Here is a 10,267-nt window from a genome sequence, read left to right as displayed (position 1 = left end):
TTACGTGCAGTTCGTCATGGGTGTGAAGAACGCCATGCCTGCCGACAGGGAGGTCTTTGATTTCTACGTCGAAACGGTCAGGCGCCGCGCGCCCGAGGCGCAATGGTGCGCCGCCGGGATCGGGCCGAACCAGATCGTCGTCAACGAATGGGCCATCGCCGCGGGCGGTCATACGCGTACCGGGCTCGAGGACAACGTGCGCCTCGACCGCGACACGCTGGCACCCTCCAATGCCGCGCTGGTCCGGCGCACGGTCGAGCTATGCGGCAAGTACGACCGTCCCGTCGCCACGCCATCCGAGGCCCGCGCCCTCCTCGGCCTGAGGTCCGCGTGACCGGGTTCGAACCCGGCGGTTGGCTCGAGGCGGTGGCAGGCGACCCGCCCACCGCCGAACGGCTCAGCGTGGCGCGGCGCCTTAAGGACATGCTGCGCGTCGAGGCCGCATATGCCCGCGCGCTGGGCGCCGTGGGGCAGGTGACGCCCGAGACCGCCGAGGCCGCCGCCACCGCCATCGAAGGGGCGCAGATCGACACCGCCTGTCTTGCCCGCGACGCGGCCGAGGACGGCATGCCCGTCCCCTCGCTCTCCCGCCAGCTTCGGGCGGCCGTGCCCGACACCCTGCGCGATGCCGTCCACAAGGGGCTCACGTCTCAGGACGTGATGGATACGGCCCTGATCCTCGCCTTGCGCGACATCCTCGACGATTTCGAAACCCGGCTCGACCGGATCGACGCCGCCCTTGCGGATCTCGACGCCCGTTTCGGCGACGCCCCCCTCATGGCCCGCACCCGGATGCAGGCGGCGCTACCCGTTACCGTTTCCGACCGCATCGCCCTCTGGCGCTGCCCCCTGGCCGGGCACCGCGACCGCCTCGCCGCGCTCCGCCCACGCCTTCTGCAGTTGCAGCTCGGCGGCCCGGTCGGCACCCGCGGCACGTTCCACGGCCACGGCGATGCCATCGCCCGCCACATGGCCGCGACCCTCGGCCTCGGCAACCCGGCAACCGCCTGGCACACCGATCGCAGCCCCCTTGCGGAGCTTGGCGGCTGGCTCTCCATGGTCACCGGAAGCCTCGGCAAGATGGGCCACGACACCGCCCTGATGACCCAGCAGGGCATCGACGCGGCCAGGCTCAGGGGCGGCGGCTCCTCCTCGGCAATGGCGCACAAGGTCAACCCGGTGAGCGCCGAGCTTCTGGTCACGCTCGCCCGGTACAACGCCGTGCAACTACCGGGCCTGCACCTCGCGCTCGACCACGAACAGGAACGCTCCGGCATGTCCTGGACGCTCGAATGGCTCATCCTGCCGCCTATGCTGATCGCCACCGGCGCCGCGCTGACCCGGGCCGCGGCGCTTCCCGCCGCGATAGAACGGATGGGAGAGGAAAGGGGCGAAACGGGAACACCCGGGTCCTGAAGCCGATTCCGGACGCGCTCGACTCGGCCGTTAAACCGCCCGAATTCCCCGTCCGATTCCCCCGCCGGCGATGGCGCTGAAGAGTTCGGGGCAACACGCCCCCACACGGCGGAAATCAGGATATTATAAGGAAAAAAGGGCCTTTCCGTGCCGGGCCTGCCGGAAGTGTGTGATTATTACGTCACAACGCGGGCAACAACCGCGCCACCGGGGGGGCTCGCGTTGACACCCGAGGGGTATTTGGACCATTCCATCATCAAGCCGTCTCCAAGTACTGGTGCGGTGGAACTTGAAACTTTCCTGCTTACTAGGAGGGACAACCTTGAAAAAGCAACTTCTCTGCACCAGCGCGATCGCTCTCGGCATCGCCGCTGCGCCGGCAGCAGCCCAGGAGTGGAACCTGGACTGGGGCGGCTACATGAACCAGCACGTTGCGTTCGGCGACATCTCAACCAACCTCGCCAACTTCGGCGTCGGTGGTCAGGATTGGGAAGGCGATGGCCTCTCCCTGCACCAGACCTCGGAGATCATCTTCACCCCGAACGTGACTCTCGACAACGGCATGACCTTCGGCATCAACATCCAGCTCGAAGGCGAAAACGTTGGCGCACGGATCGACGAAACCTACATGTCGATCAGCAGCGACACATTCGGCCGCCTCGACCTGGGTGCTGAAAACTCGGCTGGTTACAAATCGATGGTCGGCGCCCCGAGCGTGACCTCGATGTACATCAACTCGCCCTCGACCTCGGCCTTCATTCCGTTCACCGGTTACGACGCTGCCCTCTCCGCGTTTGCTGCCACCCCGGTTAACCTGGTGACCCTGCCGTTCCGTCAAGCCGGTATCTCGTCCTATACCGAGGTTGGCGGCAACAACGACGTTTCGCGTATCACCTACTACACGCCGGACTTCAACGGCCTGACCATTGGTGTGTCGTATGCTGCACAAGGTGCCATCAACGCGGCGTCGAGCTACAGCGTCGACAAGAACACCGTTCTGTCGGACATCTTCGACATCGGTGTGAACTACTCGAACTCGTTCGGCGCGACCGACATCACCCTGGCCGCTCGCTGGGGTACGGGTGACACGCCGAGCCTCGTAGCAGGCGCGTCGGACTTCGAAACTTGGGGCGTTGGCTTCCAGGTCGGCTTCAACAACATCACCATCGGTGGTAGCTGGGCCGAGAACGACAACGACGAAACGCTCATCACTTCGGGTGTCGGCCTTGGCGACTCCGAAGGCTGGAGCTTCGGTGTGACCTACGACGCAGCCGGTGCTTGGGCCTTCGAAGCTCTGACCTACCAGTCGGAAACCGATATCGTTGCCGGCGGTGCCGACACCGGGTTCAGGACCGACCGTGAAGCCTACAAGATCGGCGCAAGCCGGACGCTTGGACCGGGCGTCGATTGGGACATCTACCTCGTTCACGAAACTCGTGACGTTAACGTTCCCGTCGCCCAGTTCGGCGGTGACGAAATCGAAGGCACCCTGCTGGGTACCGCGATCAACCTGAGCTTCTAAGAAGCTGTAAGGTTCGTCCTAGCGGGCGGGGGGGTGAGTAATCCCCCCGCCTTGCGTCGTTTTACGGCGCCATGACTGTATGACAGGCAGAGCGGCGCAGACGGGGTGACATGAAAAATAGCATCGTCTGGCTGGCCTCTTATCCGAAGTCCGGCAACACCTGGACGCGGATATTCCTTGCCAATTACTTTGCCAACGAAGTTAAGCCGCTTTCGATCAATGATGCCGACCGCTTCGGTTTCGGCGACAGCATCACGTCGATGTATCGGAAGGTCGCGGGTGGCCCGATCGACCCGCGGAACAAGCGACAGGTTCTCGCACTGCGGCCCCGCCTCCTGAACGCTATCGCCTCGAATGGTGCGAGCGTTAATTTCATCAAGACACACAACGTCGATTCTCAGGTCTTCGGTATCGACCTGATGCCGCCCGAGCTGACCCGGGCGGCCGTCTACATCATCCGCAATCCGCTTGATGTGGCCCTCTCCTTTGCCCGCCACTTCGCGACAAGCCACGAAAACACGGTCGAGCTGATGGCGCGCAGCGATTACGTGACCGAAGCGACCGAGAAGCAGGTGACCGAGTACCGGGCCTCCTGGTCCGACCACGTCACGAGCTGGACCCAGGAAAAGCGCTTCCCCGTTCATGTCATGCGCTACGAGGACCTTCTGCAGGACCCGACCGGATGCTTTGCACGCATGCTTCGCGATACCGGCCTGCCGGTCGACGAGGGCCGGATCGAGAAAGCCGTACGCTTCTCCAGCTTCGACGAAGTCTCGAAACAGGAAAAAGCCGGCGGCTTCAAGGAAACCTCCGAACTCTCCGACCGCTTCTTCACCTCCGGCACCAGCGGCCAATGGCAGACCGAGCTTGCACCTGCACTGGCCAAGAAGATACGTAAGCAGCACCGCAAGATGATGAAGAAATACGGATACCTCGAATGAGCGCGCCCAAGAGCATCATATGGCTGGCTTCCTATCCAAAATCCGGCAACACCTGGACCCGGATCTTCCTGGCCAACTACCTGATGAATGCCGACAAACCGGTGCCCATCAACCAGGTCCACCGCTTCGGCATGGGCGATTCCATCCCCCGGATGTACCACATGGTCGCCGGCCGCCAGATCGACATCAGCGATTACCAACTGACCCTGAAACTGCGCGACAAGGTGCTGGGCGGCATCGTGGCGAACAAGGCCGACGTGAATTTCGTCAAGACCCACAACATCCGAACCGAGGCCTTCGGCGTCACCCTAATCCCCGACAGGCTCACCCGATCGGCCATCTACATCATCCGTAACCCCTTGGATATGCTGGTTTCTTTCGCCCGTCACTATGGCCTCGGCCACGCGGAAACCGCCGAGGCAATCTCGAGCCCCGAACATTCCAACTCGGCCGACGGCTCGACCGTCACCCAATTCCTCGGAAGCTGGTCCGAGCATGTCGAAAGCTGGACCACCAAATCCCCCTATCCGGTCTGCGTCCTGCGCTACGAGGACATGCTCGCCGACCCCGAGACGAGCTTCGGCAAGGTGCTCGACCTCGTCGGCATCCCGAATGACCCCGAGCGCCTGAAGAAGGCCATCCGCTTCTCCAGCTTCGACGAGCTTTCGAAGCAGGAAGAGGAGGGCGGCTTCGTCGAAAGCTCGCCCAAGAACGACCGGTTCTTCTCCAAGGGCCAAAGCGGTCAGTGGCAGTCAGAGCTTGCGCCCGAGATCGTCGAGCGGGTGAAGAAGGATCACCGCAAGGTCATGAAAAAATACGGATATCTCGATGAATAACCTGCGGCGCATCATCTGGCTGGCCTCCTACCCGAAATCCGGCAACACCTGGATGCGCAGCCTTCTGGCGCATTACTTCATGCCGCCGGGGCAGGCGCCCGACATCAACAACCTGCGCCGCTTCACCACGGCCGACATCCGGCAGGATTTCTTCGACGCCGCCAATGGCGCGCCGTTCTCGACCGACAGCGTCAGCGAATGGCTGCGCGTCCGCGACAAGGCCCTGCGCCTCATCGCCGGCTCCAAGCCCGGCACCCATTTCGTCAAGACCCACTGCCAGGCGGTGCAATACATGGGCCACCACCTGATCCCGCCCGACGTCACTGCCGGCGCGGTCTACATCATGCGCAACCCGTTCGACCTTGCTCCCTCCTTCGCCCGCCACCAGAGCGCCGACATCGACACCGCCATCGACCGGATGATGAACCCCGAGACGATGATGGGCACCGAAACCGGTATCCGCGACGCGATGGGCCGCTGGGACACCCATGTCGAAACATGGACAGGGGCGCCGGGCCTCCCGCGGCACGTGGTGCGCTACGAGGACATGCTCGACAAGCCCGCCAAGGTGATGCGCGGCCTGCTGGAGTTCCTCAGCGTGAAGCCCGACAGCGCCAAGCTCGCCAAGTCCATCAAGGCCACCACCTTCGAGGTGATGAAGAAACAGGAAGAGGCGCACGGCTTCTTCGAACGCCCGGCCGGCATGCAGGCGTTCTTCGCGAAAGGGCAGGCGGGCGTCTGGCGCGAGGATCTCACCCCGGCCCAGGTCGGCCGCATCCGCGAGGCGTTCCTGCCCACGCTGGAAAAGTGGTATCCCGAACTGCTGAACGAAACGGCCGAGGTCGCCGCCGCGGGCTGATTCCGGTCCGCGCCGGTCAGGTCCATTCACCGCACCGGGATGGCGCGGCGCATATGTCTTGCGGGGCTACTCCGCAGCCGTCGCCATGGACTGCCCGTCATGCCCCTTCACGGCCAGTGTGCGATAGGTGCTCCACGTCGCGCCGCGGTCGGTATAGCATCCGCGCAGGTGCCGCTCGCCGCTCTCGGCCGAGAAACCCTCCCGGCCATGCACGACCCGGTGATTGTCGAACACGATGCATTCCCCGGCATTCAGCCGGAACCGGCAGACGAATCGCGGATCCTGCATCATCCGGATGAGCTTGCAGAAGGCCGGGTAATAGGCATCCAGCACCTCCTGCGGCAGGTCCATATCCTCCTGCAGATGCTGGGAAATCGTCACGCCCGAGACATTGCCACGCGCATCGAGCTCGATCACCTTCTGCCACGCCCGGTAATCCCAGCCATCGTGCCGGTAGAAAAACGGGATCTTGTGCGTCGACAGAAGCTCGAACGCCTCCGGGTCTTCCTCCCGCAGCGCGGCGGCCACGGCGGCCCCGTCAAGGAACAGGCTGTAGCCGCCCTCCACCGTGTTGGCCCGGCAATGCAGGAACTGCACGCCCGGCGCCATCTCCTCGCCCGGCAGGTCTGTATGCATCTCCAGCGGCCCGGCGGTAAAGGCAAGGTTCGTCGGCGCAATCTCCAACCGAACCTCGAAGTAATGCCCTTCGCCCGTGGGCGTCACGGGGCCGAGGCAATTGACCAGCCGCGTCAGGCTGTCGTCGCTGTTCTCCATCTCCGTCACCAGCGCCACGCCTTCCTCGATCAACGCCCTCGCCAGCCGCGCCCGGCACTCGTCCGTGCCCTCGACCTCGGCCTGCGTGATGCGCCGGAACTGTGCGTCATGCCCCGCATACCAAAGCCGCCGGGGCAGGTCGGCCGGGTCGGGCTTGCGTCCATTGGCCACGAAGGCCTCCAGCCGGTCCAGCGGCAGGCGGGTCACATGCGCCTCGTTCGCCCAGTCGATCTTGAGCGTGTCCTCAGCAATGCGCGCACTGCGCGCTCTCGGGGCAGCCTCCAGAGAGGTCACGTCGAACACGCGCTCCCGCGTCTGCGGGTCGATCGTCGTCGGATCGGCATCGCGCAGCCAATGATAGTTGAAATAGGTCTCACCGCCGCTGAGCGGTGCATAAAGTCCGTTGTCCGTGAGCTGGACCTCGGCTTGCGTCATGGTCGTCTCCCGTCTGGTTAAAGGGTGGTCTATGGATGGATGGGGGCGGGCTCAGGGGGCCTGATCGGCCGCTTCGGTCATGGCCGGCTTTCCGGTTTGGCTTTCATAGGGCATCGGCATATCCGGCGTTCTGACCTCTGATTCCCAATGTATTGCAGGCCCGCACCCGGTATTCAAACAGTTGGATCGGGCCGGTCATATCGGATGAATGTGTAGTGGGCGCTCTCGTCCCGGTCTGGCACTTCCAATGGCAATGTCTGAAGGGGGCCGCTGTCCGGCCAGCGCACACCCCGGCCACGCTCGCCGGAGCGCGGCGCCCCTTGAAAACATCCCGTCAATACGTGCCCGGCGGGTCGCTGGCGGGGAAGGATTCATCGACCGTCTCGTCCACCATGTCCCACCGACGCGGCGGGTTGCGCATCTGCGACGGTCCCGCGTCGCGCACATATTGCCGCGGTGCAGGACGGCGGCGGCTCCAGGCCCGGTAGGCATAAAGGGCGATCGCTGCGCCAAGGAGAAATCTGACCATGTCGTTTCCTTTCCGTGGTCGGCCGGAAGCCCGTCGGGTTTCGGGCCGCAGTGCTGACAGAACGGACAGCCCGCGCGGATGTTCCGTGTTGCGGAGGATCAGGAACAAATCCTCGCCCAGTTCTGTTCAAGGAGTCTCACCACTCAACAAAGGAGCCGAGCAATGGCACTGTTTTCCAAGGACATCGAAAACTTCGAGCAACTCTACCTGCACATGCTGCAGGACATCTATTATGCCGAGAAGCAGATCGAAAAGTCCCTGCCCAAGATGATCGATAAGGCGGGCAACCCCGAGCTGAAGAGCGGCTTCGAAGGGCACCTGGAAGAGACCCACGGCCACGTGGAGCGTCTCGAGAAGGTGTTCGGCCTTATCGGTGAAGATCCGAAGGGTACGACCTGCCCGGCGATCGACGGGATCATCAAGGAGGCCAATGAGGTCGCCGGCGAGATCTCCGACCAGAACGTGCTCGACGCCGCACTGGCGGCCGCCGCCCAGGCCGTGGAGCATTACGAGATGACCCGTTATGGCACGCTGATCTCCTGGTCCGATGAACTGGGCCGTTCGGACTGCGCCGAACTCCTCAAGCAGACGCTCGAAGAGGAAAAGGCCGCGGACGAGAAGCTCAACAAGGTCGCCAAATCGCGGCTGAACCAGGCTGCCTGATACAGCTATCTCGGCGGCCGGGCCAAAGGTTTTGTCCGGCCGCCGGCCTCGAACGCTTCAGTGAGCCATTAGCATTGAACGCGGGAATTGACTTTGCCGCCTGGCGTCCGGATCGAGACGATCCACGATGGCGGCTGGTCGAAGACCCCCGCCAGCATTTCCCGGGGGGGCCTCCTCTGGTGAAAGGATCAGCCCTTGGCGGGCTTGCCGAAGAACGGCGCCGGGATCAGGATCGTGTTGACCTGGCTGGCGAGGTTGCCGCTCTCTGCGCTCAGTTTGAGGAACTTCTGCCATTCCGGGTCCTCGGCCAGGGCCGCCCGCTTGCGGGCGCGGTCCGCGGCATCCTCATAAGCCCAGATATGGACGTAGGAATTGACGTCGCCGGTTTCCACGGCACCATACACCACCGGCTCTCCCAGGTGGCGGCGTTGCGCTTCCCAGCCGTGCTCCTCGTAAAGCTTCATGTGTTTCTTGATGCGGCCGGGATGGCAGGTGTAGGTGCGATGATCCAGAATCATTGCGAAGGGTCCTTTCGTCTGAGGAGTCGGAACAGATCGGCCAGCGAGTAGACGATCATCACCGCGCCCGAGATCGGGATCGCGGCATAGAAAAGCGACGTGGGCAGGCCCAGAATGGGCGTCAGCGCGCGGGCCTTCTGGGCCAGCAGGGCGCCGTGCCAGCTCATCACGCAGATGAAACAGAGGCCCAGCAGGGTGATCAGGATGCGCAGCGCCCGGGCCGGGGCAGGGGACAGCGTGTCTTCCAGCCAGAGCACCTGGAAATGGCCCTTCTCGCGCCATAGCGCCGCGGCGCCGACGAAAACCATCCAGGCGAAGAGACCCTGCACGATCTCGTCGAACCAAGCAAAGCCCGCCAGTTGAAAGGTCCGTGCCACCACGTTCACGAAGAGCAGTACGAAAAGCGCGGCAAGGCAGGCGATGGGCACGGCGCGCAGCACCTGGCCGATGATGTGGTCGAGCCGCCTCATTCGCCCAGCACCAGCGTGGGCAGCAAGGTCGAGACCGCGGGCACAGAGACCACCAGCAGAAGCACCAGGGCCAGTCCGATCAGGTAGGGGACGAGCGCCCGCGACAACCGGCCCACCGGCATTTTCGCCACGGCCGAGACCGCGAAGAGCACCATTCCCACCGGCGGCGTCAACAGCCCCAGCATCGAGCACATGATCATGATCACCCCGAACTGGATCGGATCGACCCCGATCTGCGCCATCACCGGGGCGAACAGCGGCACCGTCAGGACGATCACCGCGATGCCTTCGAGGAACATGCCCAGCACCAGCAGGATCAGCACAACGATGGCAAGGATCACGGCCGGAGAGTCCGAGAAACCGATCATCGAGGAGACCAGCGCGTCGGGCACCCGCTGATGCACCAGCAGCCAGCCAAAGAACCCGGCCGCGGCGATAACGAACATCACGCTGACCGTGCTTTGCAACGTGCTCCAGAAGATGCCGGGCAGCTGGCTCGGCTTGATCTCGCCATAGACCACCATCGACAGGAACATCGCATAGGCGCTGGCGGCGACGCCCGCCTCGGTCGGGGTGAAAAGCCCGCCGAAGATCCCCGCGATGATGATGATCGGTGTGAGCAGCGACAGGGCGGCGCCCTTGAAGCTTTGCCAGATCTCGACCCAGTCGATGTGATCGGCGCGCGGCATCTTGTGGCGCAGGGCCATGAACCAGACCGCCGCCATCAGCGCCAGCGCCATCAGCACGCCCGGCACCACGCCTGCGAGGAACAGCTTCGCCACCGAGACACCGGTGATCGAGGAATAGAGAACAAAGGGGATCGACGGCGGAAACACCGGCCCGATGGTCGACGACGCCGCCGTGATCGCGGCGCTGAAATCCGGGTCATAGCCCTTGTCGGCCATGGCCTTCAGCTCGACCTGGCCCAGCCCGGCGGCATCGGCCACGGCCGCGCCCGACATGCCGGAAAAAAACAGCGAGGCGAGCACGTTGACCTGACCCAACCCGCCGCGCACGTGACCGACACAGGCATTGGCGAAGCGGAAGATCCGATTGGTGATGCCGCCGGTATTCATCAGCGTGCCGGCAAGGATGAAGAAGGGGATCGCCAGAAGGGTGAACCCGGTGGTGGCCGAGAACATGCGTTGCGGCACCATGGCGAGGATGCCGAAATCGCCCTGAAGCGCATAGAAGCCCACCGCAGTCAGCCCGAGCGCGACGGCAATCGGTACGCCCAGCCCGATCAGCACCAGAAGCGCGCCGAGTATCAGAAAAGTTGTCATGTCATCGACCTTCAGGGGCCG

The 10,267-nt window shown here is 63.9% G+C and carries 12 protein-coding genes; 7 read left to right on the top strand and 5 right to left on the bottom strand.

The window, feature by feature from the left end:
• The 6 genes from RLN94_RS01035 to RLN94_RS01010 form a co-directional block, all read left to right on the top strand.
• Positions 1–334: 3-keto-5-aminohexanoate cleavage protein (locus RLN94_RS01035; RefSeq protein ID WP_350133197.1), on the top strand; the 334-nt coding region annotated here is incomplete at its 5' end.
• On the top strand, positions 331–1,416 hold the full coding sequence (locus tag RLN94_RS01030; RefSeq protein ID WP_350133195.1) for a 3-carboxy-cis,cis-muconate cycloisomerase: 1,086 nt from the start codon (positions 331–333) through the stop codon (positions 1,414–1,416). The genes RLN94_RS01035 and RLN94_RS01030, both read left to right, overlap by 4 nt.
• Positions 1,417–1,738: 322 nt before the next feature.
• The gene (locus RLN94_RS01025; protein ID WP_350133193.1) at positions 1,739–2,938 is read left to right on the top strand and encodes a porin; all 1,200 of its coding nucleotides are present in this window, start codon (positions 1,739–1,741) and stop codon (positions 2,936–2,938) included.
• Positions 2,939–3,048: 110 nt separating this feature from the next.
• Positions 3,049–3,879, top strand: coding sequence for a sulfotransferase domain-containing protein (locus RLN94_RS01020; protein WP_350133191.1), 831 nt, complete (start codon positions 3,049–3,051; stop codon positions 3,877–3,879).
• Positions 3,876–4,715, top strand: a complete 840-nt coding sequence (locus RLN94_RS01015) for a sulfotransferase domain-containing protein (protein WP_350133189.1) — start codon at positions 3,876–3,878, stop codon at positions 4,713–4,715. The genes RLN94_RS01020 and RLN94_RS01015 overlap by 4 nt, the downstream gene beginning before the upstream one ends.
• A complete protein-coding gene (locus RLN94_RS01010) occupies positions 4,708–5,574 on the top strand; it encodes a sulfotransferase domain-containing protein (RefSeq protein WP_350133187.1) in 867 nt (288 codons plus the stop codon). The genes RLN94_RS01015 and RLN94_RS01010 overlap by 8 nt, the downstream gene beginning before the upstream one ends.
• Before the next feature lie 66 nt (positions 5,575–5,640).
• Here the strand turns inward: RLN94_RS01010 and RLN94_RS01005 are convergent, their stop codons facing one another.
• Positions 5,641–6,783, bottom strand: coding sequence for a TauD/TfdA family dioxygenase (locus tag RLN94_RS01005; protein ID WP_350133185.1), 1,143 nt, complete (start codon positions 6,781–6,783; stop codon positions 5,641–5,643).
• 334 nt (positions 6,784–7,117) lie between these two features.
• On the bottom strand, positions 7,118–7,312 hold the full coding sequence (locus RLN94_RS01000) for a hypothetical protein (RefSeq protein ID WP_350133183.1): 195 nt from the start codon (positions 7,310–7,312) through the stop codon (positions 7,118–7,120).
• Between the two features lie 162 nt (positions 7,313–7,474).
• On the opposite strand from RLN94_RS01000, the gene RLN94_RS00995 reads away from it, so the two are divergent.
• Positions 7,475–7,975, top strand: coding sequence for a YciE/YciF ferroxidase family protein (locus RLN94_RS00995; protein WP_350133181.1), 501 nt, complete (start codon positions 7,475–7,477; stop codon positions 7,973–7,975).
• A 188-nt stretch (positions 7,976–8,163) separates the two neighbouring features.
• Here RLN94_RS00995 and RLN94_RS00990 read toward each other — a convergent pair whose 3' ends face one another.
• From RLN94_RS00990 to RLN94_RS00980, 3 genes are read right to left on the bottom strand one after another with little or no spacing between them, the layout of a single operon-like run.
• Positions 8,164–8,493, bottom strand: a complete 330-nt coding sequence (locus tag RLN94_RS00990; RefSeq protein ID WP_350133179.1) for an NIPSNAP family protein — start codon at positions 8,491–8,493, stop codon at positions 8,164–8,166.
• Positions 8,490–8,963, bottom strand: a complete 474-nt coding sequence (locus tag RLN94_RS00985; RefSeq protein WP_350133177.1) for a TRAP transporter small permease — start codon at positions 8,961–8,963, stop codon at positions 8,490–8,492. Before RLN94_RS00985 ends, RLN94_RS00990 begins: the two co-directional genes overlap by 4 nt.
• Positions 8,960–10,246, bottom strand: a complete 1,287-nt coding sequence (locus RLN94_RS00980; protein ID WP_350133175.1) for a TRAP transporter large permease — start codon at positions 10,244–10,246, stop codon at positions 8,960–8,962. The genes RLN94_RS00985 and RLN94_RS00980 overlap by 4 nt, the downstream gene beginning before the upstream one ends.
• Between the last annotated feature and the right edge of the window lie 21 nt (positions 10,247–10,267).

This window comes from Roseovarius sp. (genome assembly GCF_040223625.1).
GTDB lineage: Bacteria > Pseudomonadota > Alphaproteobacteria > Rhodobacterales > Rhodobacteraceae > Roseovarius.
Note: the sequence above shows the minus strand (reverse complement) of the source record. Positions and strands in the feature narration are given on the sequence as shown.

What these genes read in the sequence shown, in the direction of transcription:
- RLN94_RS01020 (WP_350133191.1), top strand. Translation starts at nt 3,049, where the DNA reads ATGAAAAATAGCATCGTCTGGCTGGCCTCTTATCCGAAGTCCGGCAAC.
- RLN94_RS01015 (WP_350133189.1), top strand. Translation starts at nt 3,876, where the DNA reads ATGAGCGCGCCCAAGAGCATCATATGGCTGGCTTCCTATCCAAAATCC.
- RLN94_RS01010 (WP_350133187.1), top strand. Translation starts at nt 4,708, where the DNA reads ATGAATAACCTGCGGCGCATCATCTGGCTGGCCTCCTACCCGAAATCC.
- RLN94_RS01005 (WP_350133185.1), bottom strand. Translation starts at nt 6,783, where the DNA reads ATGACGCAAGCCGAGGTCCAGCTCACGGACAACGGACTTTATGCACCG.
- RLN94_RS01000 (WP_350133183.1), bottom strand. Translation starts at nt 7,312, where the DNA reads ATGGTCAGATTTCTCCTTGGCGCAGCGATCGCCCTTTATGCCTACCGG.
- RLN94_RS00995 (WP_350133181.1), top strand. Translation starts at nt 7,475, where the DNA reads ATGGCACTGTTTTCCAAGGACATCGAAAACTTCGAGCAACTCTACCTG.
- RLN94_RS00990 (WP_350133179.1), bottom strand. Translation starts at nt 8,493, where the DNA reads ATGATTCTGGATCATCGCACCTACACCTGCCATCCCGGCCGCATCAAG.
- RLN94_RS00985 (WP_350133177.1), bottom strand. Translation starts at nt 8,963, where the DNA reads ATGAGGCGGCTCGACCACATCATCGGCCAGGTGCTGCGCGCCGTGCCC.
- RLN94_RS00980 (WP_350133175.1), bottom strand. Translation starts at nt 10,246, where the DNA reads ATGACAACTTTTCTGATACTCGGCGCGCTTCTGGTGCTGATCGGGCTG.